Annotated in this window: 32 protein-coding genes and 1 other RNA gene; 17 read left to right on the top strand and 16 right to left on the bottom strand. The window is 60.9% G+C overall.

Annotated features, from left to right (window positions below):
- The first annotated feature begins 8 nt into the window (after window positions 1–8).
- On the top strand, window positions 9–491 hold the full coding sequence (gene smpB, locus ACJ8HB_RS16580; protein ID WP_033654311.1) for an SsrA-binding protein SmpB: 483 nt from the start codon (window positions 9–11) through the stop codon (window positions 489–491).
- A gap of 49 nt (window positions 492–540) precedes the next feature.
- Window positions 541–904: a transfer-messenger RNA gene (gene ssrA / locus ACJ8HB_RS16585) on the top strand.
- A 134-nt stretch (window positions 905–1038) separates the two neighbouring features.
- On the opposite strand, the gene ACJ8HB_RS16590 is transcribed toward ssrA, so the two are convergent.
- The 3 genes from ACJ8HB_RS16590 to ACJ8HB_RS16600 are packed head-to-tail and all read right to left on the bottom strand — an operon-like array spanning window position 1039 to window position 3221.
- Window positions 1039–2175, bottom strand: a complete 1137-nt coding sequence (locus ACJ8HB_RS16590) for an HlyD family secretion protein (RefSeq protein ID WP_041036389.1) — start codon at window positions 2173–2175, stop codon at window positions 1039–1041.
- Between the two features lie 9 nt (window positions 2176–2184).
- Entirely contained in the window at window positions 2185–2529 is a 345-nt protein-coding gene (locus ACJ8HB_RS16595; RefSeq protein WP_049194963.1) for a DUF3302 domain-containing protein, read from the bottom strand.
- A 38-nt stretch (window positions 2530–2567) separates the two neighbouring features.
- Window positions 2568–3221: a DUF3313 domain-containing protein gene (locus ACJ8HB_RS16600; protein WP_060431272.1), complete on the bottom strand. Its 654-nt coding sequence runs from the start codon at window positions 3219–3221 to the stop codon at window positions 2568–2570.
- Window positions 3222–3356: 135 nt separating this feature from the next.
- Here ACJ8HB_RS16600 and ACJ8HB_RS16605 point away from each other — a divergent pair, with 135 nt between their 5' ends.
- The gene (locus ACJ8HB_RS16605; protein WP_094860017.1) at window positions 3357–4292 is read left to right on the top strand and encodes a LysR family transcriptional regulator; all 936 of its coding nucleotides are present in this window, start codon (window positions 3357–3359) and stop codon (window positions 4290–4292) included.
- Window positions 4293–4346: 54 nt separating this feature from the next.
- Here ACJ8HB_RS16605 and ACJ8HB_RS16610 read toward each other — a convergent pair whose 3' ends face one another.
- The 3 genes from ACJ8HB_RS16610 to ACJ8HB_RS16620 form a co-directional block, all read right to left on the bottom strand.
- Complete coding sequence (locus ACJ8HB_RS16610) at window positions 4347–6008, bottom strand: DUF2534 family protein (RefSeq protein WP_170943497.1); 1662 nt, start codon at window positions 6006–6008, stop codon at window positions 4347–4349.
- A 71-nt stretch (window positions 6009–6079) separates the two neighbouring features.
- Complete coding sequence (locus ACJ8HB_RS16615; RefSeq protein WP_202394190.1) at window positions 6080–6496, bottom strand: DUF2946 domain-containing protein; 417 nt, start codon at window positions 6494–6496, stop codon at window positions 6080–6082.
- 112 nt (window positions 6497–6608) lie between these two features.
- On the bottom strand, window positions 6609–7061 hold the full coding sequence (locus ACJ8HB_RS16620; RefSeq protein ID WP_079656989.1) for a GNAT family N-acetyltransferase: 453 nt from the start codon (window positions 7059–7061) through the stop codon (window positions 6609–6611).
- Between the two features lie 98 nt (window positions 7062–7159).
- On the opposite strand from ACJ8HB_RS16620, the gene ACJ8HB_RS16625 reads away from it, so the two are divergent.
- Complete coding sequence (locus ACJ8HB_RS16625; protein ID WP_094860019.1) at window positions 7160–7894, top strand: class I SAM-dependent methyltransferase; 735 nt, start codon at window positions 7160–7162, stop codon at window positions 7892–7894.
- Between the two features lie 62 nt (window positions 7895–7956).
- Here ACJ8HB_RS16625 and ACJ8HB_RS16630 read toward each other — a convergent pair whose 3' ends face one another.
- The gene (locus ACJ8HB_RS16630; protein ID WP_033649791.1) at window positions 7957–8454 is read right to left on the bottom strand and encodes a GNAT family N-acetyltransferase; all 498 of its coding nucleotides are present in this window, start codon (window positions 8452–8454) and stop codon (window positions 7957–7959) included.
- A gap of 85 nt (window positions 8455–8539) precedes the next feature.
- Here ACJ8HB_RS16630 and ACJ8HB_RS16635 point away from each other — a divergent pair, with 85 nt between their 5' ends.
- Window positions 8540–9466, top strand: a complete 927-nt coding sequence (locus ACJ8HB_RS16635) for a LysR substrate-binding domain-containing protein (protein ID WP_094860020.1) — start codon at window positions 8540–8542, stop codon at window positions 9464–9466.
- Here the strand turns inward: ACJ8HB_RS16635 and ACJ8HB_RS16640 are convergent.
- Window positions 9461–9976, bottom strand: coding sequence for a DUF1543 domain-containing protein (locus ACJ8HB_RS16640; RefSeq protein ID WP_094860021.1), 516 nt, complete (start codon window positions 9974–9976; stop codon window positions 9461–9463). The two genes, ACJ8HB_RS16635 and ACJ8HB_RS16640, sit on opposite strands and share 6 nt — an antisense overlap.
- 120 nt (window positions 9977–10096) lie before the next feature.
- On the opposite strand from ACJ8HB_RS16640, the gene ACJ8HB_RS16645 reads away from it, so the two are divergent.
- Window positions 10097–10279: a YodC family protein gene (locus ACJ8HB_RS16645; protein ID WP_047570793.1), complete on the top strand. Its 183-nt coding sequence runs from the start codon at window positions 10097–10099 to the stop codon at window positions 10277–10279.
- A gap of 32 nt (window positions 10280–10311) precedes the next feature.
- On the opposite strand, the gene ACJ8HB_RS16650 is transcribed toward ACJ8HB_RS16645, so the two are convergent.
- Entirely contained in the window at window positions 10312–10590 is a 279-nt protein-coding gene (locus tag ACJ8HB_RS16650; RefSeq protein WP_025303974.1) for a GNAT family N-acetyltransferase, read from the bottom strand.
- A 1-nt stretch (window position 10591) separates the two neighbouring features.
- On the bottom strand, window positions 10592–10822 hold the full coding sequence (locus ACJ8HB_RS16655) for a (4Fe-4S)-binding protein (protein WP_060428538.1): 231 nt from the start codon (window positions 10820–10822) through the stop codon (window positions 10592–10594).
- A 192-nt stretch (window positions 10823–11014) separates the two neighbouring features.
- Here ACJ8HB_RS16655 and ACJ8HB_RS16660 point away from each other — a divergent pair, with 192 nt between their 5' ends.
- The gene (locus ACJ8HB_RS16660; protein ID WP_033635670.1) at window positions 11015–11428 is read left to right on the top strand and encodes a DoxX family protein; all 414 of its coding nucleotides are present in this window, start codon (window positions 11015–11017) and stop codon (window positions 11426–11428) included.
- Window positions 11429–11478: 50 nt separating this feature from the next.
- Here ACJ8HB_RS16660 and smrA read toward each other — a convergent pair whose 3' ends face one another.
- The gene (smrA, locus tag ACJ8HB_RS16665; protein WP_060428536.1) at window positions 11479–12051 is read right to left on the bottom strand and encodes a DNA endonuclease SmrA; all 573 of its coding nucleotides are present in this window, start codon (window positions 12049–12051) and stop codon (window positions 11479–11481) included.
- 184 nt (window positions 12052–12235) lie between these two features.
- On the opposite strand from smrA, the gene ACJ8HB_RS16670 reads away from it, so the two are divergent.
- On the top strand, window positions 12236–12571 hold the full coding sequence (locus ACJ8HB_RS16670; protein ID WP_033635672.1) for an MbeD/MobD family mobilization/exclusion protein: 336 nt from the start codon (window positions 12236–12238) through the stop codon (window positions 12569–12571).
- 67 nt (window positions 12572–12638) lie between these two features.
- Window positions 12639–13085, top strand: coding sequence for a DUF1198 family protein (locus tag ACJ8HB_RS16675; RefSeq protein ID WP_025303978.1), 447 nt, complete (start codon window positions 12639–12641; stop codon window positions 13083–13085).
- A gap of 25 nt (window positions 13086–13110) precedes the next feature.
- Here ACJ8HB_RS16675 and ACJ8HB_RS16680 read toward each other — a convergent pair whose 3' ends face one another.
- From ACJ8HB_RS16680 to ACJ8HB_RS16690, 3 genes are all read right to left on the bottom strand, one after another.
- Window positions 13111–13449, bottom strand: a complete 339-nt coding sequence (locus tag ACJ8HB_RS16680; RefSeq protein ID WP_016929830.1) for a DUF2002 family protein — start codon at window positions 13447–13449, stop codon at window positions 13111–13113.
- Between the two features lie 91 nt (window positions 13450–13540).
- A complete protein-coding gene (locus ACJ8HB_RS16685) occupies window positions 13541–14722 on the bottom strand; it encodes an MFS transporter (protein ID WP_033635673.1) in 1182 nt (393 codons plus the stop codon).
- A 98-nt stretch (window positions 14723–14820) separates the two neighbouring features.
- On the bottom strand, window positions 14821–15717 hold the full coding sequence (locus ACJ8HB_RS16690) for a LysR family transcriptional regulator (protein WP_060428534.1): 897 nt from the start codon (window positions 15715–15717) through the stop codon (window positions 14821–14823).
- A 105-nt stretch (window positions 15718–15822) separates the two neighbouring features.
- On the opposite strand from ACJ8HB_RS16690, the gene ACJ8HB_RS16695 reads away from it, so the two are divergent.
- Window positions 15823–17205, top strand: a complete 1383-nt coding sequence (locus ACJ8HB_RS16695) for an MFS transporter (protein ID WP_060428532.1) — start codon at window positions 15823–15825, stop codon at window positions 17203–17205.
- On the top strand, window positions 17202–17582 hold the full coding sequence (locus ACJ8HB_RS16700; RefSeq protein WP_039568646.1) for a DUF4440 domain-containing protein: 381 nt from the start codon (window positions 17202–17204) through the stop codon (window positions 17580–17582). The genes ACJ8HB_RS16695 and ACJ8HB_RS16700 overlap by 4 nt, the downstream gene beginning before the upstream one ends.
- A 195-nt stretch (window positions 17583–17777) precedes the next feature.
- Here the strand turns inward: ACJ8HB_RS16700 and asr are convergent, their stop codons facing one another.
- The gene (asr, locus tag ACJ8HB_RS16705) at window positions 17778–18128 is read right to left on the bottom strand and encodes an acid resistance repetitive basic protein Asr (RefSeq protein ID WP_047570783.1); all 351 of its coding nucleotides are present in this window, start codon (window positions 18126–18128) and stop codon (window positions 17778–17780) included.
- 229 nt (window positions 18129–18357) lie between these two features.
- Between asr and ACJ8HB_RS16710 the strand changes: the two genes are divergently transcribed.
- A complete protein-coding gene (locus tag ACJ8HB_RS16710; RefSeq protein WP_004928950.1) occupies window positions 18358–18666 on the top strand; it encodes a DUF883 family protein in 309 nt (102 codons plus the stop codon).
- Window positions 18667–18727: 61 nt separating this feature from the next.
- Here the strand turns inward: ACJ8HB_RS16710 and pdxR are convergent, their stop codons facing one another.
- Complete coding sequence (pdxR, locus tag ACJ8HB_RS16715; protein ID WP_094860022.1) at window positions 18728–20158, bottom strand: MocR-like pyridoxine biosynthesis transcription factor PdxR; 1431 nt, start codon at window positions 20156–20158, stop codon at window positions 18728–18730.
- Between the two features lie 95 nt (window positions 20159–20253).
- Between pdxR and ACJ8HB_RS16720 the strand changes: the two genes are divergently transcribed.
- From ACJ8HB_RS16720 to nrdF, 5 genes are all read left to right on the top strand, one after another.
- On the top strand, window positions 20254–20685 hold the full coding sequence (locus tag ACJ8HB_RS16720) for a carboxymuconolactone decarboxylase family protein (protein WP_060423811.1): 432 nt from the start codon (window positions 20254–20256) through the stop codon (window positions 20683–20685).
- A 273-nt stretch (window positions 20686–20958) separates the two neighbouring features.
- Window positions 20959–21189: a glutaredoxin-like protein NrdH gene (gene nrdH / locus ACJ8HB_RS16725; RefSeq protein WP_033635681.1), complete on the top strand. Its 231-nt coding sequence runs from the start codon at window positions 20959–20961 to the stop codon at window positions 21187–21189.
- Window positions 21190–21198: 9 nt separating this feature from the next.
- Entirely contained in the window at window positions 21199–21603 is a 405-nt protein-coding gene (nrdI, locus tag ACJ8HB_RS16730) for a class Ib ribonucleoside-diphosphate reductase assembly flavoprotein NrdI (protein ID WP_033649781.1), read from the top strand.
- Window positions 21585–23729 (top strand): class 1b ribonucleoside-diphosphate reductase subunit alpha, encoded by a 2145-nt coding sequence (nrdE, locus tag ACJ8HB_RS16735; protein ID WP_072021607.1) that lies wholly within the window; start codon window positions 21585–21587, stop codon window positions 23727–23729. The genes nrdI and nrdE overlap by 19 nt, the downstream gene beginning before the upstream one ends.
- A gap of 8 nt (window positions 23730–23737) precedes the next feature.
- Window positions 23738–24709 (top strand): class 1b ribonucleoside-diphosphate reductase subunit beta, encoded by a 972-nt coding sequence (gene nrdF, locus ACJ8HB_RS16740; RefSeq protein WP_047570778.1) that lies wholly within the window; start codon window positions 23738–23740, stop codon window positions 24707–24709.
- Window positions 24710–24721: the final 12 nt, after the last annotated feature.

The following is a 24721-nucleotide window of genomic DNA, read 5'->3' on the forward strand; positions in this document are numbered from 1 at the left end:
AACGCACTATGACAAAGAAAAAAGCACACAAACCCGGTTCCGCCACCATTGCTCAAAACAAGCGCGCGCGTTTCGAATACTTCATTGAAGAAGAGTTCGAGGCGGGCCTGTCGCTGCAAGGGTGGGAAGTTAAATCGCTGCGTGCAGGCAAAGCCAACCTCAGCGACAGCTACGTGACGTTCCGTGACGGTGAAGCCTATCTGTTTGGCGCCACCATCACCCCGCTCAACGTGGCTTCGTCGCATGTGGTGTGCGATCCGACGCGTACCCGTAAACTGCTGCTGAAACGACGCGAGCTGGATACCCTGCTCGGCCGCGTCAACCGCGATGGCTACACCGTGGTGGCCTTGTCCCTGTATTGGAAAAATGCCTGGAGCAAGATCAAGATCGGCGTAGCCAAAGGCAAGAAAGAGCACGACAAACGCGATGACATCAAAGATCGCGAATGGCAGACGGCGAAAGCCCGTATCATGAAGCACGCCAATCGTTAAGCCGCTGGCTTATCGAAGTAAACTTCTGGTATACTGCACAAAGTTACTTGGGGCTGATTCTGGATTCGACGGGATTTGCGAAGCCCTAGGAGCATGCCGAGGGGCGGTTGGCCTCGTAAAAAGCCGCAAAAAAATAGTCGCAAACGACGAAAACTACGCTTTAGCAGCTTAATACCCTGCTTAGAGCCCTCTCTCCCTAGCCTCCGCTCTTAGGACGGGGATCAAGAGAGGTCAAACCCAAAAGAGATCGCGTGGACGTCCTGCCTGGGGCTGAAGCGTTAAACTCAATCAGGCTAGTCTGTCAGTAGCGTGTCCATCCGCAGCTGGCCGGCGAATGTAAAGATTGGACTAAGCATGTAGTGCCGACGGTGTAGTAATTTCGGACGGGGGTTCAAATCCCCCCAGCTCCACCAAATACGTCGCCAGTGAACCAGATAGACCCGGCGATAATAGCGAAAAAGCCCACAACTTCGGTTGCGGGCTTTTTTGTGTTTGGCGTATTCCGAAGGCTCGCCCCACGGCCCGTGCTCCCCCGGGCCAATGCAGGCTAGTGATCCAGATAAAGGTAATGCAGCCAGCTGGTCATGCGCAGCAGCACTTTACGCATCACGGAGACGTGCTCGAAGTGCCCGGTATAGACCGCCGCCTGAGCGCTCACGCCGTCGGGCAAGTGAGCCAGATCCGGGTTGGCCGCCAGGTCAATCATCACGTACACCCCTTCCCGGCCCGGCGTGGCGCTCAAGCCTTGCAGTGCGCCGCTGGCCTGGTAGCTGCCGTCCGGTATCGCCGGCAACACTCGGCTTACGGTGCCGCCGTAAACCTGTCCCGGCAAGCCGTTGAACACCACCTCGGCCTGGTCCCCCTGCGCCAAACGCAGGATGGCGTTCTGGCGGAACACCGCCACCACCTGGCGCTTTTGCTGCGGGATAAAGATCATCACCGGTTTGAACGGCAGGCGAACTGCCGCCGTGCCCGGCCGCGCCAGCACCTGCGTGACATACCCGTCGCTCGGCGCACGCACCACCGTTTGTTCCAGGTTGTAGCGCGCTTCGGCAATCTGCGATTTCAGGCTGGCTATCGTGGCGTCTTCGCCGTCATAGCGCCCGGACAACCGCGCCTGTTCCTGTTGGAACTGAGCTTTCGCCGCCTGCAGCGCCGCGGATTGCGCCTGGTACTGCTGCTGCGCATGGCTGACGTCCTGCTCCGAGAACGGGTTGACCGGCATCGCCGCCCCTTTCGCATAGCGCTGGTAGTCCTTACGAGCACGCTCGTACTCCGCGTTCGCCCGCTGCACGTTGGCGGCGGACTCGCTGAGCGCCGCCCGGCGCGTTCTGATCTCCGCCTCGGCCCCGGCCAGATCCGCCTCCAGCCTGGTGAGCCGCGCACGGTAGCGGCTGTCGTCGAGACGGAACAGCACCTCACCTTTGCGCAGCAGCACGTTGGTTTTCTCCGTTACCTCAACGATCATGCCCGAGACCTGCGGCACCATCGGCACAGAAACGGCAATTTTCTGCGCCCGATCGCTGTACGGATGGTTGTAGTTCATCGTCAGAATCAACGCACCGACGATAACGATCCCGCCAAGCACGGCGGTCGGCACGGTCCATTTGTTGACCGGAATGCGAAACAGTTTAAATACGCCGTAGCTCAGCGCTACGTAGCTGAGAATAATGAGCAAATCCATAGGCTACGCTCAACTTACCGTGGGGCCGGGAACCGCCGTCGGCTTTTCCTGCAGGCGTTGCAATTCGGCTTCGAGCAGCGCGATGCGCGCCTGCAGATCCGTTGAAGGTTCTGCCTTCTCACTCATGCCCCAGCCGCGTTCCGGCCGATAGAGCGTCGCCCAGATCCACAGCAGTGGCCAAATAGCGTGCAGCGTAAACAGGCTAACCCAACCGGCAACGTGAATCGCATCTTGATGGGGGTGCCGGCGCTTTTTGGCCAGCAAATAGGGAATGTCATGAATAATAATGACGCCGTAGAATAAAATCAGGAATACCGCGATCAGTACGCCTAAAGCGAAATAGTTAAGAAACATGTAAATTCCTGGCTGAGAATAACGGAAATAAACGAGGTTTATAGCGTGTTATATTGTCTGATATCGTTGGCGATGGTATCGATGGCATTCTTCACGTCGGTGACTTTAAGCTGCGCTTTCTCGTTATTGAGATTTTCCCCCGAAGCCTTGCGCACCACTTTAATGACCGGCTGATTAGTCGCCGCATCGATAAACTCGCCTTCCATATAGACCGCGCTCTCCATGGTGCGGTGCCCAGTCACGCTTTGCGTCGCGGCAATCAGCAGGGTGATTGGCAAGACTTCATAGATCTGCAGCCCCTTCTTCTGCGTGTCGATCGCCGTGATGGCGCCGCGGAAAATCAGGGTATGCTCGCGCGGCATGTTCACCAGCGTAAAGTGGGTGCCCATCGCCTGCTTAAACTGCTGGTTGGTATAGTTCAGAATATTGTCGAGTGCGCGCTGGCTCACCATCTCGCTCGGTTTCGGCCGCGGGAAATAGATCATCGGTTGATAAACCAAATATTGATAACGGGAAAAATCGACGTTCTTATCTTTCCAATATAAAACGTCTTTGCCGGACGCGGATTGACCTTTATTGATATCGTTATAATTGGTCAGAAAGGTCGAGTATTTTTCTTTTTCGGTCACGGCGGAAGAGCACGCGGCCAGTAATAACAGCGCAGGCAAAATAACCGCTCTTGTCACTTTCATTGACGGGTTTCTCTTTATTTTGGTGAATAGCAAATAATCAAATCGAATGATACCCACCCGTCCGCGATAAGTCATATGACAATGCCGCCAAAGGTGTATATCATTTTTGATATACAAACTCACAAGAGCCGGCCAGTGAAAGAGAAAGACTTCCGCATTGAAGAACTCAGGATTGTCCGCGTCATTGCCGAAACGGCGAGCGTCAGCAAAGCGGCGCAGCGGTTGGACATGCCGCAGTCTAACGTGTCGCGCGCCCTCACCGCGCTGGAACGGCGGCTCGGGTTGGAACTGTTCCTGCGCGGCCCGCGTACCCTGGCGCTGACTGAATTCGGCGAGCAATTCTTGCGGCGCGCCTCGCAGTTGCTGGACGAACACAGCGATCTGCTCGATATGTCCGGCACCTATAAACGCAGCCTGAACGGCATGGTCACGCTCGGCGCGCCGATAGGCATCCACGCTTTCCTGGCCCGTTATTTACTGCCGCCGCTGCTGCACGCTGCACCGGCGCTGACTGTCGATCTGGTGACCCGCAACCCCGACGAACGCGAGAAAAAGTACGGCGCAGTGTTCGACAGCGACTGCGATTTGCTGATCAGCTTTTTCCAGCCGCAAAACGAAAGCCTGATCGCCAGGCCCTTCACCCGTTTTCGCGTCGGGCTGTTCGCCGCACCGGATTACATCGCCCGCTCGCCGCTGACAGCGCTGGATGAACTGCCGCAGCATCGCTGCATTACCTTGCGCATGCTGGGCGGCATTCGCAATACCTGGAGCGGCTACAGTGCGCAGGAGGAGTTGGTGCAGGTCGAGATCAACGGCGCCAGCGTTTGCGATAACATTCTGCCGGCGATCGAGCTGGCCAAACAGGGCCTGGGCATCGTCTACGCCCCGTACTATTCCGTCGCCGCCGAGCTGGATGCAGGCACACTGCTGCCCTGCCTGGCGCGCGAGCGCGGCATCGATATGCAGGCCTACCTGATCTACCGCCGGCGCGGCGTGTTGCCGCACCGCGTGCAGGTGACGATGGACAGCATCATGGAGAGCGTTAAGCTGCACGCGCACCGCCTGATGTAACAAGAAAAACCCCGCCGCAGCGGGGTTGAACGCTTCATGTCGGCGCAAAATGCCTCACCGCCCCTCTTTCTCCCCCAGGAAGAAATACCACAGCGGAATGGAAAGCAGCAGGGTGAACACCAGCGTATACAGCAGCACCATCAGGCTCTGCATGATCACCATCTGGGCACTCCAGGCGCCGATCGGCAGTTGGAATTGCTCGACGGTGCCGCCGAGGATCGCTCGGCCCATCACGCAGCCGACCGCCACCGCCACCGTCGCCACCGCCGCGCGGAACTTGCGCACCTCGGCGCGGCGGGCGGCCGCTTCCGGCGTTTCGTCCCGGTGGCTTTGCCGTTGGCCGCGCCAGCGCCACACGTCCACCAGCAGCAACGCCGCGAGGCTCACGCCCATCACCGGCAGGCAATAACCCAGTACGGCTGCCACCAGCAGCGTGCCGGCGCGCGCCGGTAGGGAAAGCGCCAGCCAGGCGGCAACCAGCGTATGCACCGGATGCTGCGCCCCCGCCGCCGGGCGGCGGATCCACCACATGCAGTAACCCAGCGCGACCATCAGGCACAGCCCAAGGCCGAACGCCGCCAGCAGCAGCTGATTCGGCAAGCCGAACAGAATGCCCATGTGGGCGTCGATGCCCCAGCGGGTCAGCTTGGCGATGAGTGGGAAAGTGTCGAACCGCACCTGGTCGACGACGGCGAAGCTTTGCGGTGCGATGGCAACCGCGTCCACCTGCGTTGGCCAGCTGCGATCCACTTCGGTCACCGTCCAGGCTTTGCCCTCGCCTTTCGGCTGGCGCAGCTCGATCTTGGCGGCGTCGATCCCGGCGGCGCGCGCGGCGTACAGCGCCCGATCCCAGTCGCCGTTCAGCGCATTGCTCTGCGCGGCAGGGCCCATCTTCATGCCCGGCATCATCCCGCGGTGCTCGGCGTGCGGATCGGCCGGCGTCTGCGGCGCATCGGCCTGCAGGCTGGTATTGACCTGCGGCGTCAGCCAGCCCAGGTTGGCCCGCAGCGCGTCGATGTTGCCGCCGGCCCACTGCGACCAGGTCAGCCCGGTAGCCGAGAAGAACAGCAGCCCGGCCAGCAGCGCTACACCCAGCGTGATATGCCAATGGCGGCTGGCGGCGAAGCCCCCTTTCGCCCTTTTCAGCTTGCGTTTCGGCCGCGTCGCCAGCCACAGCGCTACGCCGCCCAGCGCGGCCACCCACAGCCAGGAGGCCGCCAGCTCGCTGTAGTTGCGCCCCAGATCGCCGAGCAGCAGGCTGCTGTGCAACTTATCCAGCCAGGTGCGCAGCGGCAGCACGCCGGAGGTGCCGTACACCGTCATATCGCCCTTGATCGCCAGAGTGTAAGGGTCGACAAACAGCGCGCGCGACTCGGAAGCGCCCAGATCGGCACTCGCGAACTGTACGCGCGTGGTGTCCATTGCGCCGGGTGCCGGGCGCACGGCGTAAATGCGCGCCTCGTCACCCACCGCGCGGCGGGCGGCGGCGATCTGGTCAGCCAGCGATCTCGCCTGCCCGTGCGGTTCGGTGAAAAGCGCATCGCGATACAGCGCCTCTTCAAGCTGCGGGGTCAACACATACAGCGTGCCGGTCAATGCAGCGACCAGAATAAAAGGAGCGACCAGCAGGCCGATATAAAAATGCAGCCGTCTGATCAGGTTCAGCATCGCGCCACGCGGCGATGCGGCAGGTGGAGTTTTGGTTATTGAAGACATGGCCTTTCTCGTTTTTCAAACTGTGCGCGCAGGCAAACCGTCCGCAGCGATACGGACGGCGTTACCCATGATCAAGCAATAGGGAAAAACGGTTGGCCGGGCGGCCCGCGCGGGCTCGGCCGCAGAACAAGGCGCCGAATGGGCGGAGAAACGATACGCGGCGCGCAAGGCAGGCGCGCGATGCGCGCCATCAACCACAGCAGCGGGACGAATGTCCACAGCAGCAGCGGCACGTGGATCAGCAGCTCGCAATAGCCGCAGAAAATCATTTCCGCAGGATCCATGCCGTGGTGGCCGGCATGCTCGGCGGCGGGCATCGTCATCGCGTGCATGTTGTGCGGCATAGCGGCGTCCGTCTGCGCCATGCCGCCCATCATCGGGTGGTGCATCAGCGATTTCGACACCACCGGCGCCACAAACAGCAACAGCACCGCCATAATGGCGATGCAGGCGGTAAAGCGTTGCTGTAGCTGGCGTGGCACTCTCATCGCAGCGGCGAATTAACCCGGTCGGTGGCGAACAAGCGGCCAGTGTAACCCGCGATGCGCGATGAGGTGAAAGAAAAGTCAGGTTTGTCTTACGCGCCCCCGGCGGCGGCGATCACAGCACCCGCGAATAGACCCGCGAGGCTTCGCCCCAGGGGTGATAGCCGAGCCCGTTATAAACAAAGCCGCTGCGCTCGTAGTAGCCCTCCAGATCGGTGCACAGGTGCAGCTGCGGGAAGCCCAACCGGCGGCTTTCCGCCGCCACATGCTCAATCAGTTTGGCGCCGTAGCCCCGGCCGCGCTGCGTTTCCTCTACGTAGAGCGCACACAGCCAGGGATACAGCTCGCCACGGCTGATAAAGTCGTTGGTGATGAGCCCCGCGCAGCCGAGGATCTGGTCATTTTCCATCAGCAGGTACCACTGCGGCAGCGGGTTGGCGGCGCCGAGGCTGCGGTTGATGGCGTCTTCATACATCATCAGCGTCTCTGCCGTGGCCCAGTGCCGCTGAAAATACGCAATGGCGCGCGGCGCCAGCTCGGGCGCTTGCCGCACCGAAATCATGTCCATCGTCATTCCTGTTATCCATGTTGTCAGCGTAGAATTATGCAGCAATATGCACGGTATGGCAGCGGCATTCCGCCGCCGTCATTCACTAAGGAGTCATCATGACGCAAAACATCTATGACAATCAGGCCTTTTTCGACGGCTATGCGCAGCTCAGCCGCTCGCAGCACGGCCTGGACGGCGCGCCGGAATGGCCCGCCATCCGCCGCATCCTGCCGGATTTGCAGGGCAAAAGCGTGGTCGATCTCGGCTGCGGCTACGGCTGGTTCTGCCGCAGCACGCGCGAACAGGGCGCAGCCAGCGTGCTGGGGCTGGACGTCTCGGAAAAAATGCTGGCCAAAGCGCGGGAGATGACCGCCGACGCGGGCATCGCGTATCGTCGGCAGGATTTGGCGCAGCTGCAGCTGCCGCCGGAAAGTTACGATCTGGTCTACAGCTCGCTGACGCTGCACTACCTCGAGGATCTGGCCGCGCTGTTCGCCACGGTTTACGCCGCGCTGAAACCCGGCGGGCAGTTCATCTTCACCGCCGAGCACCCGATCTACACCGCCCCGGCGCAGCAGGGCTGGCTGACCGACGGCAACGGACAGAAATCCTGGCCGGTGAACGGCTACCAGCAAGAAGGCCGGCGCGTTTCCAACTGGCTGGCGGAAGGTGTCATCAAGCAGCACCGCACGCTCGGCGGCTATATCAACCCGCTGGCGCAGCAAGGCTTTATCATCCAGCATTTGAACGAATGGGGCCCCAGCGCGCAGCAAATTGCCGCTAACCCGGCGCTGGACGAAGAGCAGGAGCGCCCGATGATCTTCATTCTCGCCGCCCGCAAACCCGCCTGATTGATCCGCAGTAAACCGTTCACATCACCACAGTTGGGGAGGCCGCCTCCCCCCAACGGCTATCATGCCGGCAGCGCCGCCCCGTGCGCCGCGAAGTGCGTCAGCGCCTCGCCTTCCATACGATAGCGCACCCACTCGCCCTGCGGCTGCGCGCCGATGCTGAGGTAGAAATCGATGGCCGGTTGGTTCCAGTCCAGCACGCTCCACTCCAGGCGGCCGCACTGCCGTTCGCACGCCAGCTGGGCGATGTGCCGCAGCAGCTTTTTACCGGCGCCCGCGCCGCGATGCTTCGGCGCCACGTACAGGTCTTCCAGATAGATGCCGTTTTTACCCAGCCAGGTGGAGTAACTCATAAAGAACACCGCATAACCCGCCGGCTCGCCGTTTACCGTACAAATCAGCGCTTCGGAACAGGCGCCCGGCCCAAACAGGCTGCGTTCGATATCTTCCACGCTGGCCAGCACCTGCTCGCGCGCCTTTTCGTACACCGCCAGCTCGATAATCATATCCAGAATCAGTTTGGCGTCGCTTTTTTGCGCCGGGTAAATCTCAATGGTCATGGCAAATCCTGAGTGTGTTGATGGCTGTGCTTGCCAGCATATCGCGCCTCAAATACTGTATGAACTGCATTTTCATCAACAGGTAATGAATATCATGCATCTGGATTTGAAACGCCTCGATCTCAATCTGCTGCTGGTGTTCGAAGCGGTGTATCGGCTGCGGTCTGTAACGCGCGCCGCGGCGGAGCTGGCTCTCAGCGCGTCGGCGCTGAGCCACGCGCTGATCCGGCTGCGCAAGGCGCTGGCGGACGAGCTGTTTTACCGGGTCGGCAACGACATGCACCCGACGGTGTATGCCGACAGCCTGGCCCCAACCGTCAGCGAAAGTCTGGCGCTGCTGGCCAAAGGGCTGCATCCGCGCCCGCGCTTCGTTCCCGCCGAAAGCCGGGAGAGCTTCACCTTCGCCATTACCGATTACACCGCCTTCGCGGTATTTCCCGCGCTGATGGCGCAGATGCAGCGCCTGGCGCCAGGGCTGTCGTTCCAGCTGCGCTATTCCGAGCGCAAAGTGGCGCTGAACGATCTGCTGGCGGGGCGCATCGACTTCGCGCTGGGCTTTACCGAAACCGACGGCGAAAGCTACCCGGAGATCGACGAAGTGAGCTGGCTGGAGGATGAGTATGTGGCGATTTGTTCACCCGCCTTCAGCGTCAAATACGGCGAACTGACGCTGGAAAACTACCTGCGGGCGCGCCATCTGGTGGTGACGCCGTGGAACGAACAGCGCGGCGTCATTGACTATCAGCTCGATAAGCTGGGGCTGCAGCGCGATATCGCCATCCGCACGCCTTCGCTGCTGGGAGCGCCGTTCATCGTCGCCGACAGCGAACTGGTGATGAGCATGCCGCGCTACGCCGCGCAAAAATTGCGGCAGGCGGCGGCGCTGGCTATCCATCCCCTGCCGTTTCCGGTGCCGCCGTATCAGATCAAAATCTATCTGCACCGCAAGAACGGCCGGCCGGAGGCCTGCCGCTGGTTGCAGCAACAGCTGCAGGCGCTGGCGGCGCTATAACGCGGGTTCGCCGATCGGCAGATACCCCTGCCACAGCGGCCGGGCCGGTTTGCCGTGCGGGTTGGCCCGCAGATGCACGTGGTAGCCCTGCAGCGCCTGCAGCAGCAGGCAGTCGTCCACCTCAGCCAGGTCATCCTTGTGCTGCTGCGCGCTGTCCGTCAGCAGCGCCCGTTTGGCTTTGCCCTTCGCCTCGTCGGCAGAGCGCGCCACAAACAGGCCGAACTGGTGCAATTCCGCCAGCTCATCGCTGCGGTAGCCGCCCACGTTGACGAAAAACAGCTTCTCTTCACCGGCGAACGGCGCAGGCTCCAGGCTCACGTCGTAACCGTCCGCCCAGTCGATGCGCGCATAGCCGTCGACATGCACCTTGCGCTTATCGCCGAACCACTTTTCACGCAGCAGCGGATACGCCTCTTCCGGCCGATCCGCCGCCGCGAACTGCACGTCGTGCAACTCAATATTGGCGCCCGGCGCCGTACCGCCCACATAAAACATCAATAATCCCGGCATGTTAGTCTGCTCTCCTTGGTGATAATCGCTATATAAAATAATACACAACGAAACTCGTGCCAACAGCGGCGCCATTCTGTGTTATCAATAGGTGAGGTTTAATCTGTTGTGGAGGAACGCATGGCATTCAATATCGGTGATTTTGTTCAACGCACCACCGGCGGCCCAAAGATGACCGTGGTGGCGATCGACGGCGAAACCCTGATTTGCAGCTGGAATGAGCTGGGCAAAGAGCAGCGCACGGAGGTGCAGGCCAGCGACGTGGCGCTGTACCACGAAGACGGCGATTTCGGCGTCTGCTGAATAACCGGGGCGCGCCGCGCCCCGTTATCGCTTCAGGCGCGAATGTCCTGATAGGCCGGCGTGGTATCAAACTCATGCTTGGCGAACGGGCATAGCGGAATGATTTTACGCTGCTCCGCGCGCATTTTCTCCACCACCAGCGCCACCAGCTTTTTACCGACGCCCTGCCCCTTCAATGACTCATCCACCCAAGTGTGATCAATAATGGTCAGCTTGTCGCCGCTCGGCACGAAAGAGATCTCGGCGATCAGCTTGCCTTGTTCGTCATTGATATAAAAACGCTTCTCGTCTGCCAGTATTTTATGATCCATATTATTTCTCCCTATATTTCAGTGCGCCGCTGGGGCAGGTGTCGATGACGCGTTTCACTTCGGCCGGCTCGGCATGGTCCGGCATAATCCACGGGCGGCGGTTCAGGTTAAAAATAGCCGCGTTGCCACGCACGCAGTTGGCGGAATGGCGGCAAACTGCACGGTTAAAATAAACGTCAATCTTATCACCGGAATAACGGCGGTAACCGGCGGCGGTCAATTCCTCATCCATCTTGGCCTCACATTGCCTGTTTTATTGTTTTTGCTCCGGGTTCAAGTATAGGCAATGCCGCCGGCTTCACCACGCGTCTCGCACACCGAAAAAAGTGGCGCAACCGCCCGTCGCCGCTAGAAAAAAACGTAAATTGTTCTAATCTTTATTCAGTAAGACAACATAATTCCGACAGTGGCTAAGGAGTTCGAAATGGGTGATAGCTCAAAAGACGGCGTCATTCTGCTGTCCCGCATATTACTGATGATTCTGTTTATCATTTTCGGCTGGATGAAATTGGTCAACTTCGGTGCGACCGTCACGGCGATGGAAGGCTATGGCACACCGATGCCTTATTTGGCGGCGATCGTTGCCGTGCTGGTGGAGTTTATTTTCGGCATCGCGCTTATTCTCGGTCTGTTTACTCGCCCTATCGCGGTCATTTTCGCCCTGTATGTTTTGGGCACCGCGTTTATCGGCCATCCGTTCTGGAAAATGACCGGCATGGAAATGATGGGCAACGAAATCAACTTCTTTAAAAACATCAGCATCATTGGCGGCTTGCTGTTGCTGGCGGTAACCGGCGCCGGCCGTTATTCGCTGGACTATAAAATATTTAATAAATAATTCATCGATGGCCGGCGACTCTCGCCGGCCATTTTATTTCCGCTATCCTTTCAACGGCTGCGCTTGGCGTGGCGCTCAAAGTTTTCCGCCCTGGCCTGCGCCGATTTACGCAGCGTGACGTAGCAGGCGCCCTCGCCGCCGTCGCGCGGTAAGGCGCGGCAAAACGCCTGCACCTGTTCAAACTGCGCCAGCCATTTGGCGACGTAACTGCGCACGATATTCGGATGGCTTTCGTTCTGCCGCCCGCGGCCGTGCACGATCAGCAGCGAACGCAGGTTTTGCGCCTCCGCCTGCAAGATGAAGCGAAACAGCGCCTGCCGGCTGGCTTCGACCGACTGGCGCAACAGGTTCAGCGACGCCTGCGGCGGGTAACGCCCGTTGCGCAGCTTGTCCAGCACGCCCTGCTGAATGCCTTCCCCTTTGAATTCCAGCGGCTGTTCACAGGGGACCACCTCGAGGAAATCGGTGCTGAGGAAGTTTTCCTGCCGCAGCCGCTGCGCTTCGCGCCGCGCGCTTTTGTCCAGCGTCTCCTGCGGCTTGAGGTACAGCGTCTGCCGCCCGCTCGCCAGCGGCACCACGTCCGCCATCGCCTGTTCAAAAAAGTCTTTTTCCTGCTCGCTCATCTTCCACCTCTCTTGAACGGCAGCCTTTACGGCCGGGAATGGGGTCGATTGTAAGACGCCTTGCCATGGTTGCAAGCCGGGAATTGTCAGCGGCATTTGTCTCATTTGTCGTCAACGGGTGAGCTTGCGAACAGTTTTCGCTATACTGCTAAGCCATCATTGAGTGCCGCAAAGGATCGAGCCCATGACAATGCGCGAGCTGGAAATCCAGTTTCAAAATGCGATGAATGAGTTGCAGAGCAGCTTCGAACGGCAACACCGCGAATGGCAGCAGAGCTACCAGGCGCTGCAGCAACTGCTGGAAGAAGCCAAACAGCGCGAAGCCGCGCTGCGGGCGCAGAATGAACAACTGGCGCGCAAACTGAGCACCGCCAGTTCGGTGCCGGAGCAGCATGCGCTGGTGAAGCAGATCAAAATGCTCGGCGCCCATCTGGACGCGCTGGCCAAAGACGCGGCCACCTTCAATCACCACCTGCGCCAACAGGGCGCGGTCGGTAATTTCAGCGGCGAACAGCATTGATAGCGGGCGCTGTCGCACAGCGCCTCCCGCCCCTCTTCTGGCGTATTGAGAGTGTAATAAAGCCTAAATGACCTGGATCATCCTCGCCGCCCTGATCGTCGTATTTATCATCGGTTACCGCATCCTGACGTCCGACACCCGCAAAGCCATCGATTCGCTGGCCCATCTGCTGAGGGTCAAGCCGATGCTGATTGAATCGATGATCCAGGAGATGGGCGGCCGCCAAAGCCAGACCTTTATCCGCATGCTGAACAACGGCTACACCGAAGAGATGCACCAGGCGGCTTATCTGCTGTTCATCTACCTGACGTTCATCAAACAGGCGGACGACGAGCAGATTGCCCTGTGGCGCGACGTGCTGCTGCGCGCCGGGCTGTCGCCGGAGCTGCACGCTGAGCACACCGAAGCGGCGCTGTTTTACTTCGCCGAGCTGGATATCGATGCGTTTGAACTGGCGCAGTTCCGCCGCGCCTACAATGAGCGTTTCAACCGCGAAGCGTTGGCCCACGGCTGATCGCGTCCCCCGGGCGGGGGACCGATTACAGGAACATGCTGTAGAGGTAGCGCGACAGCGCTTCGCGCGAGCTGAAGCCGTGTGCGATGCCGTAACGCTGGTTCGGGGCGTCGCTGCTTAAATCCAGGGGAAACTCCAGATACTGCTCGCTGGTGCGCACCGGAGAGGTCGGCGTGGCGAAATGCACGCTTCTCTCTTTCAGAGCCGGGTGGATCACCAATGCGGTTCTGCCCATCCGCGCTTCGCGATTCACATACACGTAGTGTGTACCCTTGCGGTAGCCATAGGCCTGGTCGGTGACATAATCACGCTCAAAGCCGGTATTCTCCAACACTTTAGCCACTTCATCCGGCCGTAAATACATCGATTCCTCCTCTCATTCTGGACCGCTGAGCGACCTTACCGTAATCATTCACCGAAACAATGATTTTCTGGGGAGGAATCCGGGTTTCAGACTATTCCTGAATGGCTCGGCTGCGCTGCAGCAGACGAAGGGTGAGCAGCACCCCGAGCGCCACCAGCAGCGCCGCCGCCAGATAGATCGACGGCACGCCCGCTTGCCCAATCAGCAGCCCGGCCAACGGCCCGGTGATGCCCAGCGCCAGGTCGAGGAATGCCGAATAGGTGCCGAGCGCCGTGCCCTGATTCTGCGGCGGCACCTGTTTCACCGCCTCAACGCCCAGCGCCGGGAACACCAGCGAGAACCCGGCGCCGGCCAGCAACGCGCCGGTTTGCACCATCCAGGGTTCGCCGGCCTGCCAGATCAACAGCAGCCCGACGATCTCGACCAGAAACGACGCCAGCGTCACCTTCAGACCGCCGTGGCGGTTGATGACGTTGCTGAAGATCAGACGGATGCCGACGAAGGCGCAGCTGAACAGCGTCAGCGAAAACGCCGCGCCGCTCCAACCTTTGTCGGCGTAGTAAAGGGTGATGAACGTGGCGATCACGCCGAAGCCGACGGTGCCCATCGCCAGCCCGAGGCCATAGGCCCAGATGCGGCCGAATACCGCGCGGAAAGCGATGCGCTGCCCGGCGGCGATCGAGACGTCCGGCTTGCCGCTCGCCAACAGCAGCGCCACCGCGACCGCCAGCACGATCAGCGCCGCCACCCCGGCCAATCCCCACTGCTGATTCAGGTACACGCCGAGCGGCGCCCCGGCCGCCATCGCCCCGTAGGTGGCGACGCCGTTCCAGGAAATCACCCGCGCGGTGTGCATCGCTCCGACCCGGCCGATGCCCCACAGCGTGGAACCGGTGCTGGCGAAGCTTTCGCCGACGCCGAGAAACACCCGCCCCACGCACAGCAACAGCAGGCTGAGCCACGGGTAACCGTCAACGCCGAACGCCAGCGCATAAAACAGGCCGCTGGCGCCGCAGCACGCCAGGCCGAACAGCACCACCTTTTTCGGCCCCAGCTGATCGGCATAGCGCCCGGCGTGCGGGCGGCTGAACAGCGTGGCGAAGTACTGCGCGCTGATGATAAGGCCCGCAAGCACCGAATTGTAACCCAGGTGGTCATGCACAAATCCCGGCAGCACCGCCAGCGGCAGGCCGATGGTCAGGTAGCAGACGAAGGTGAACATCACCACGGACAGAATGCGTCGGTTCAGCTGGAGGTTATTTTCTGCGGTCATCGAAGGTGGCTCGCATCGGACGGGGTAGACAGAGATTGCCAGCATACCCCGATGGGATCTGATGATAAATGAGAGAGTTATAACGAATTATTATTTCGCTAACGGTTGGCCGCCACCCGCGCGCGCAGAAAATCGATAAACGCCCGCACCTTTTCCGGCACGTGGCGGGTATTCGGGTAGAGCGCGTAGATGCTCTGCTCGGGGAAACGGTGATCCGGCAGCAACCGCTGCAGCCGGCCGGCGTCGATTTCGGGCTGCGCCAGCCACGCCGGCAGCAGCGCCACCCCGGCGCCATGCAGGGCGAATGCCAGCAATGCCGCGGCGCTGTCGCCGGTGAGCGTCGCGGCGTCCGCCACCTTGAACAGCACCGCTTCGCGCTGCGGCGTGGCCACCTGCCAGCTGAGCGGCGAACTGAGTCGGCTGTGGGCGATCCACTGCGCCTGCGCCAGATCCGTCAGCGAATGAATCGGCCGCTCGGCCAGGTAACCCGGCGACGCCACCGGAAAAATGGCGAAACTGTCGATCAGCGCCGCGCGGTGGCTGGAATCCGCCAGCTGGCCCAGGCGGATCGCCACGTCAAAGCGCTCCGAGATCAGATCGGCATGATAAGAAGAAGACACATGCTGGATGCGCAGCCGCGGATGCTGCCGCGAAAACGCCGCCAGCGCCGGCACCACCACCTGCGCGCCGTACTCCGGCGTACTGGTGATGCGCAGCACGCCGCTCAACCCGTGGTGATCGCGGCGCACGTCGTCCAGCACGTTTTCCGCCTCCTGCAGCAGTTGCAGGCTGCGTTGGTAAAAGCGTTCGCCGGCGTCGGTCAGCGACAGCCGCCGGGTGCTGCGCGCCAGCAGTGACACCCCCAGCTCGTTCTCCAACTGCTTGACGTTAAAGCTCACCACCGCCTTGGTTTGCCCCAGCGCCGCCGCCGCCGCGGTAAAGCTGCCCGCTTCCACTACCGCCGCAAAGATCGCCAGGCGCTGCAAATTCAGCATTTCGCCGCCCTTATTGTCAAAATTATTTTGACAGTGTAATCGCCCGCCGCCGATTTATCCGCACTTTTCCCCCCGATACACTGCTCGCCTTCAACCGGAGGCACCATGTCTTATCGCAGCAAAGTGGCAATCGTCTATCTGCTCGGCTTTTTCGTCGATCTGATCAATATGTTTATCGCCAACGTCGCCTACCCCGCCATCGGCCAGGCGATGCGGGCGTCGGTCAGCCAACTGGCGTGGGTCAGCAACGGCTATATTCTCGGCCTGACGCTGGTGATCCCGCTCAGCGCCTGGCTGGCGCAGCGCATCGGCGGGCGGCGGGTGTTCCTGCTGTCGCTGGCGCTGTTCATGCTGGCTACCCTCGGCGCCGGCAACGCCGACAGCATCGGCGCGCTGATCGGCTGGCGCACCCTGCAGGGCATGGGCGGCGGCTTGCTGATCCCCATCGGCCAAACGCTGACCTACCAGCTGTACCGCAGCCATGAACGCGCCGGGCTGTCGGCGGCCATCATGTTGGTGGGGCTGCTGGCGCCGGCGCTGTCACCGGCGCTGGGCGGCTGGCTCGTCGATCGGCTGGACTGGCGCTGGGTGTTTTTCGCCAACCTGCCGCTGGCGGCCCTGGCCCTGGCGCTGGCGGCGCTGTGGCTGCGCGCGGAAACGTCGGCGACGGCGCGCAAACCGCTCGACGGCAAAGGATTGCTGAGCGCCTGCGCGGCGCTGACGCTGCTGCTGCTCGGCCTGACCCGGCTGAGCGAGGCCGGCCATCAGGTTTCCGGTGCGGCGCTGTTGGCCGCTGGCCTGCTAGTGCTGGCGTACTATCTGCGCCATAGCCTGCGCACCCCGCAACCGTTGCTGAACCTGCGGCTGGTCGGCGATCCGCTGCTGCGCAACGCCATGGCGGTTTATTTGTGCATTCCCGGCCTGTTCATCGGCGTCAGCCTGGTGGCGATGCTGTATCTGCAAAACCAGCTGGGGATGCCCGCCGCACAGGTCGGCGGCCTGATGCTGCCCTGGGCGCTGGCGTCGTTCCTGGCCATCACGCTGACCGGCAAAACCTTTAACCGCCTCGGCCCGCGGCCGCTGCTGATCGCCGGCTGCCTGTTGCAAGGCGCCGGCATGCTGACGCTGGCGCAGATCGACCAGGCCGGGCAACACGCGTTGCAGATCGCCGCCTTCGCCCTGATGGGATTTGGCGGCAGCCTGTGCAGCAGCACCGCGCAGAGCAGCGCGTTCCTGCAGATCCCCGACGCTCAGCTGGCGGACGCCAGCGCGCTGTGGAACATCAATCGCCAGCTCAGTTTTTGCCTCGGCGTGGCGCTGCTCAGCCTGCTGCTGAATCTGCTGCTGACCGTGTTGCCGCCCGCAGCGGCCTACCGAACCTGCTTCATTCTGGCGGGCGCCAGCGTATTTATCCCGCTGCTGCTGTGCCTGCGCCTCGCCAACCGCGCCATCGTGCGCCAACTCAACGCTCAACAGGATGCTTTATGAACCCGTATTTTACCGAAGTGATCGACGCCCACATCGCCATTGAACGCTGGCTGGGCAAAGGGGCTGGAGAAGAGCAGGCGCTGCTGGCGCGCTTTACGCCGGATTTCAGCATGATCGCGCTGAGCGGCGCTCCGCTGGATTTTGCCGCGCTGTGCGCCTTTTTCCGCGCGCATCGCGCCGCCAAACCGGGATTGGAAATCGAGATAGAAGAGATGAAGCTGGTGGCCGAATGGCCGACGGGCGCGGTAGTCAGCTACCGGGAAAAGCAAAGCCTGCCGGGGCAAAGCGCCACGCTGCGCTATTCCACGGTGGTCTTTGAACGTCAGCCCAACGCGCTCGGCTGGCGGCATTTGCACGAAACCGCCGCGGCGCAATAATTACAGAAAGCTGCCGGCCAAAAACAGTTCCCAACCGACGATCGCTCCGCACAGGGTTACCGCGCTGAAAATGACTTCAAACAGATAGCGATTGATCATCGTTCGTCGCCTCAAAAGAAGACACCCGGGATAACCGGGTGTCTGGAGTACGGGCTGGAGAGTGCGGAACCTTTCGGTTCCGCAAACATCACTTAATTAAGCTTTTTTACCGGCTTTTTTGTGGTGTTTTTTAGCGGCCTGAGCTTTCTGCACTGGCGCTTTTTTGTGGTGTTTTTTAGCTGCCTGGGCTTTCTGAGCCGGCGCTTTTTTGTGGTGCTTTTTAGCGGCCTGCGCTTTCTGGGCTGGCGCTTTTTTGTGATGCTTGGCTTTCTTGTGGTGCGTTGCTTTAGCTGGCGCTTTTTCAGCAGCAGCCGCTGGCGCAGCGGTAGTGGTGGTCGCAGCTGGCGCGGTGGTGGTAGCCGGAGCAGAAGCTGCGGTATCAGCAGCGAAAGCAACAGAAGACAGACCCATAGTGGCAGCAACGATCAGCGCTAATACTTTTTTCATCTTTACATCCTCAGAGTGTTGTTTCGGTAAGCTCCGGTGGAGCCGTTGAAACAGATACTAGTGGAATCAAACTGCCGCTTCCGTGAGTGATTGGTTTCGCCGAGTAACCAAATGTACAAAGCCCAGGCGCCGATAAACACGCGGGCGACGGCGGTTTTTTTCCGTGATCGGCCACGCAAATCGCGCCATGGTCTACACTTAAGAGACATGTGTCGAAATGGAGAGCTGAATGTTTAAGAAAGCGGAAAGAACAGAACGCGATATCGATCAGGACGTCACTCTGTTGGCCGATACGCTGGATGAAGTGTTGCGCGAGTCCGGTGACAAGACCAAAGAGGAACTGAAAGAGCTGCACAGCAAGGCGAAAGGCGTGCTGCGCGACGCGCGAGCGCGGTTCAATGGCTCCACCAGTCTGACACAGCATGCGCGCGATGCGGTTGATCAAGCCGATAGCTATGTGCGTGACAAACCTTGGCAGGGCGTAGGGATCGGTGCCGCCGTCGGCATCGTGCTCGGCGTGCTGCTGGCCCGGCGTTAACACCCCTGCAGTCATAAAGATAAAACAGATGTGCGTCTGGCCCGCGGAAATCGCGGGCCGTTTAATTTGCGCGAAACAGCTGCGCCAGCCCCTGCACCGCCCGCTCCGCCTCCTCTCGCCGGGTGAAATTGGCGAACCCCAGCAGTAACCCCTGCCCCGCCGGATGGTCGATTCGCCAGTCCGACAACGCCTGTACCGCCAGCCCCTGCTGCCAGGCTTGCGCCGCCAACGGCGCATCCGCCAAGCCGTCGCGCAGCCGGGCCAACAGCTGAATGCCGCCCTGTTGCGGCACCGCCGTCAGCCACGCCCCCAGCTGCCGCTCCAACGCCTGCGTCAGCCACTCGCGCCGCTGGCGGTACAGCGGCCGCATGCGTTTCAGGTGGCGGTAGAAATGCCCTTGCCGGATAAAATCCGCCACGCCGGCCTGCAGCAGCGGCGGGCAACCGCAGCCACGCAGCCGACTGCTGCGCGCGAATGTCTCCGTCAGACCGACGGGCACCACCAGATAAGCCATGCGCAGCGCCGGGAACAGCGTTTTGCTGAAGGTGCCGGCGTACAGCACCCGCCCCTGAACATCGAGGCTCTTCAGCGGCGGCAGTGGCCGCCCGTGATAGCGAAACTCGCTGTCGTAGTCATCTTCCAGGATCCAGGCCCCGCGCTGCTGCGCCCAGTCGAGCAGCGCCATCCGCCGCGCCAGGCTGAGCGAGACGCCGAGCGGGCTTTGATGGGTCGGCGTCACCACCGCCAGCCGCGCCTCAGGCGCCGTGAGCATACCGGCGGCCACGTCCATGCCTTGTTCATCCACCGGCACGGCGACCGGCCTGACGCCGGCGGCCCGCAGCAGCGGGCGCGTAACCGGATAGCCGGGATCTTCTATCCATACCGCGTCGCCGGCGTGCAACAGCGTCTCCACCACCCAGTCCAACAGCGCCGGATAACCGGCGCAGAGGAAAATTTGCTCCGGCCGACAGCTGATGCCGCGCGACAAATGCAGATAATGGGCGATCGCCTCACGCAGTTCAGGCAGGCCGCCGGCCGGCGGCAGCGCCAGGGAAGCCACCGTGGAAGCGCGCAGCCGGCGGGCGACAATGCGCTGCCACAGCGCCCGCGGAAACGCATCCAGCGCCGGCACGCCCAGCTGGAAAGGCTGCAGCATGCCCTGCGGCTGCAGCGGATCCGGCGCTATCGCCGCCAGCGGCGGCGCGGCGGATACCGCGCCCGGCGGCACGTGCGGCAGCTGCGGTGAAACATAGGTGCCCGCCTGCCCGCGGCTCTGCAAGAAACCTTCGGCAATAAGTTGCGCGTAGGCGCTTTCCACCGTGGCGCGCGCCACGCCCAGATCGCTCGCCAACCCGCGCACCGAGGGCAACCGGCTGCCCGCCGCCAGGCTGCCCTGGGCGATGGCGTCTTTAATCCGCAGGTAAATCTGCCGGTACAGCGGCTCGGTGAGCCGGTTGTCCAGCCGCAGCGAGGTCAGGAAAGATGGCATTATGGCCCGGTTAAATAATCATTTTATGGCCCTATAGCATAGACCATAAGGCCGCTAAAGTAGCGCCATGATTTCGTTACTACCGATTGAGGTTGACCATGATTAAGCAACGTTTGAACTATGCCGAGCTGGCGCCCGCCCCGTACAAAAATATGCTGAGCGCGCTGATGGCGCTGGAGAAAGGCGCCCTGGACAAGGCGACCATCGAGTTGATGTTTATGCGCGTTTCGCAGATCAACGGCTGCGCCTACTGCCTGGATATGCACGGCAAAGCGCTGCGCGAAAGCGGCTTCAGCCATGCCAAGCTGGATACGCTGGCAGGCTGGCGCGTCAGCCATGAGTTCAACGAGCGCGAGCGCGCCGCGCTGGAATGGGCCGAGTCGGTGACGCTGATCGCCGCCACCGGCGCGCCGGACAGCGCTTTCGAGGCGCTGAAGGCGCACTTCAGCGATGCCGAGATCGCCGATCTGACCTTCGCCATCAGCATCATGAACGCCTTCAACCGGCTGGCGGTCAGCATGCGCCAGTAATGCGTTCGCTTCCCCCCTCTGCACTGAGAGGGGGAATTTCTCGCCCGCAAAAATTTTTTCCCTCGCCTTTTCCAGCCCCGGCGCGGTCTGCGCACCCAACCTGACAAAACACCATATATGGCGTGGTTGATAAAATAAATATCAACATATAGTATTTTATAGGTCAGCCGCAGGGAATGTCGTTCGGTTGATAACGCCGTCAGAAACGCCAGGAACAATGCTCCGTTATCTGACTTGTCCGCCTTTCCTTCAGTCTAAAGGTAAATGCGAATCATGAGCATTATTATTTACAGTAAGCCGGACTGTGTCCAGTGCAACGCCACCTATCGCGCATTTGATAAACAGGGGATTGATTATCAGGTGGTCGATCTCACCCAGGATCAGCAGGCGCTGAACCACGTTAAATCCTTAGGTTATCAGCAAGTTCCGGTAATTATCGCCGGAGACGATCACTGGTCCGGATTCCGGCCGGACAAGATCGGCGCGCTGGCGCTCACCTGCTGAGGCCCGCCGATGAATCCGCTGGTTTATTTCTCCAGCAGCTCGGAGAACACCCATCGGTTCGTTGAGAAACTGGGCCTGCCGGCGATCCGCATTCCGATCGCCGGCGCCCGCAGCAAGCTGCTGATGGAACACCCCTTTATCTTGATCGTGCCCAGCTATGGCGGCGGCAGCGCCGTCGGCGCGGTGCCGATCCAGGTGATCCGCTTTCTCAACGTTCCGCAAAACCGTTCATACCTGCGCGGCGTCATCGCCGCCGGGAACACCAACTTCGGCGCGGCGTACGGCATCGCCGGCGACATCATCGCCAAAAAATGCCAGGTGCCTTTTTTATACCGCTTTGAGCTGCTCGGCACTACGCAAGACGTTGAAAACGTTAGACAGGGAGTAACCGCATTTTGGCAACGACAGAACTGACCAGGCCCGAAACGGGCGCGCTGGATTACCATTCGCTCAACGCGATGCTCAATCTTTACGATGCGGAAGGCCGGATCCAGTTCGATAAAGATCGGCTGGCGGCGCGGCACTACTTCCTGCAGCACGTCAACCAAAACACCGTGTTTTTCCACAACCTGGAGGAAAAGCTGCGCTATCTGGTGGAGGAAGGCTACTACGAGCCGCAGGTGCTGGCGCAGTACGAATTCCCGTTTATCAAGCAGCTGTTCCAGCAGGCCTACGCCAAAAAATTCCGCTTCGAGACCTTCCTCGGCGCCTTCAAGTACTACACCAGCTATACGCTGAAAACCTTCGACGGCAAACGCTATCTGGAGCGCTACGAAGATCGGGTGTGCATGGTGGCGTTGACGCTGGCGGCGGGCGACACCGGACTGGCGCAGGATTTGGTGGAGGAGATGATTTCCGGCCGCTTCCAGCCGGCCACCCCGACCTTCCTCAACTGCGGTAAACGCCAGCGCGGCGAGCTGGTCTCCTGCTTCCTGCTGCGCATCGAAGACAATATGGAATCGATCGGGCGGGCGGTGAACTCCGCGCTGCAGCTGTCGAAACGCGGCGGCGGCGTGGCCTTCCTGCTGAGCAATATTCGCGAGGTGGGCGCGCCGATCAAGCGCATCGAGAACCAGTCCTCCGGCGTCATTCCGATCATGAAAATGCTCGAAGACGCCTTCTCCTACGCTAACCAGCTCGGCGCGCGCCAGGGGGCCGGCGCGGTTTACCTCAACGCCCACCACCCGGACATTCTGCGTTTTCTCGACACCAAGCGCGAAAACGCCGACGAGAAGATCCGCATCAAAACGCTGTCGCTGGGGGTGGTGATCCCGGATATCACCTTCGAGCTGGCGAAGAACAACGAAGAGATGTACCTGTTTTCGCCCTACGACGTCGAACGGGTGTATGGCGTGCCGTTTTCGGAGATTGCCGTCAGCGAGAAGTACCGCGAGATGGTGGACGACAAGCGCATCCGCAAGTCGCGCATCAACGCGCGCGAGTTCTTCCAGGTGCTGGCGGAGATCCAGTTCGAATCCGGCTACCCCTATGTGATGTTCGAGGACACGGTTAACCGGGAGAACCCGATCGCCGGGCGGATCAACATGAGCAACCTGTGTTCGGAGATCCTGCAGGTCAACCGCGCCAGCACGTATCACGAGGATCTGAGCTACGATCGCATCGGCAAGGACATCTCCTGCAACCTCGGCTCGCTGAACATCGCCAAAACCATGGACGCGCCGGACTTCGGCAAGGCGATCGAGACCGCGATCCGCGCGCTGACCGCGGTGGCCGACATGAGCGATATCCGCTCGGTGCCGTCGATCGCCGAAGGCAACCGCAGCGCCCGCGCCATCGGTTTGGGCCAGATGAACCTGCACGGCTACCTGGCGCGCGAGCGCATTTTCTACGGCTCGGAAGAAGGCATCGACTTCACCAACCTCTATTTCTATACCGTGGCCTATCACGCCATCCGCGCCTCTAACCGGCTGGCGATCGAGCGCGGCGGCGCCTTCGACGGCTTTGAGCATTCCCGCTATGCCAGCGGCGAGTACTTCGATAAGTACACCGAGCGCGACTGGCTGCCGCAGACCGAGCGGGTGCGCGAGCTGTTCGCCGCCGCCGGCATCGCCATTCCGAACCGCGACGACTGGCGCGCGCTGCGCCAGTCGGTGATGCTGCACGGGCTGTACAACCAGAACCTGCAGGCGGTGCCGCCGACCGGTTCCATCTCGTACATCAATAACGCCACCTCCAGCATCCACCCGATCGTTTCGCGCATCGAGATCCGCAAGGAAGGCAAGATCGGCCGCGTTTACTATCCGGCGCCCTACATGACCAACGACAACCTGGCGTATTACCAGGATGCCTATGAGATTGGCCCGGAAAAGATCATCGATACCTACGCCGCCGCCACGCAACACGTCGATCAGGGGCTGTCGCTGACGCTGTTCTTCCGCGATACCGCCACCACCCGCGATATCAACCGCGCGCAGATCTACGCCTGGCGCAAAGGCATCAAGACCATTTACTACATCCGCCTGCGCCAAATGGCGCTGGAAGGCACCGAGGTGCAGGGCTGCGTGTCCTGCGCGCTGTGAGGCAACTTATGACGACCGTAACATCGGCGCCGCTGGTGCGCGCCATCAACTGGAACATCATCGAAGACGACAAGGATCTGGAGGTGTGGAACCGCCTGACCTCCAACTTCTGGCTGCCGGAGAAGGTGCCGCTGTCCAACGATATCCCCTCCTGGGCCACGCTGACGCCGAAGGAGCAGCAGCTGACCATTCGGGTGTTCACCGGGCTGACGTTGCTGGACACCATCCAGAACACCGTCGGCGCGCCGGCCCTGATCGCCGATGCGCTAACGCCGCACGAAGAGGCGGTGTACTCCAACATCAGCTTTATGGAGGCGGTGCACGCCCGCTCGTACAGCTCAATCTTCTCCACCCTGTGCCAAACGCCGGACGTGGATGACGCCTACCGCTGGAGCGAGGAAAACCGCGCGCTGCAGAAGAAGGCCAGCATCATTCTGGCGCACTATCGCAGCGACGATCCGCTGCTGAAGAAGGTTGCCAGCGTGTTCCTCGAGTCGTTCCTGTTCTATTCGGGCTTTTACCTGCCGATGTACTGGTCAAGCCGCGCCAAGCTGACCAACACCGCCGATCTGATCCGCCTGATCATTCGCGACGAGGCGGTGCATGGCTACTATATCGGCTATAAATTCCAGAAAGGGCTGGAGAAAGTGGACGCCGCACGGCGCCGGCAGGTGAAAAACTTTGCCTTCGATCTGCTGCAGGATCTGTACGACAACGAGGTGCGTTACACCGAGGAGCTGTACGACGGCGTCGGCTGGACGGAAGACGTGAAAACCTTCCTGCACTACAACGCCAACAAGGCGTTGATGAACCTCGGGTATGAGGCGCTGTTCCCGCCGGCGATGGCGGAGGTCAACCCGGCTATCCTGTCGGCATTGTCGCCAAACGCCGATGAAAACCACGACTTCTTCTCCGGCTCCGGTTCGTCTTACGTTATCGGCAAGGCGGTCAACACCGAAGATGAGGACTGGGATTTCTGAGGACTGGCTGGC

It is taken from the genome of Serratia sp. CY27727, assembly GCF_052169275.1.
GTDB classification, from domain to species: domain Bacteria; phylum Pseudomonadota; class Gammaproteobacteria; order Enterobacterales; family Enterobacteriaceae; genus Serratia; species Serratia sarumanii.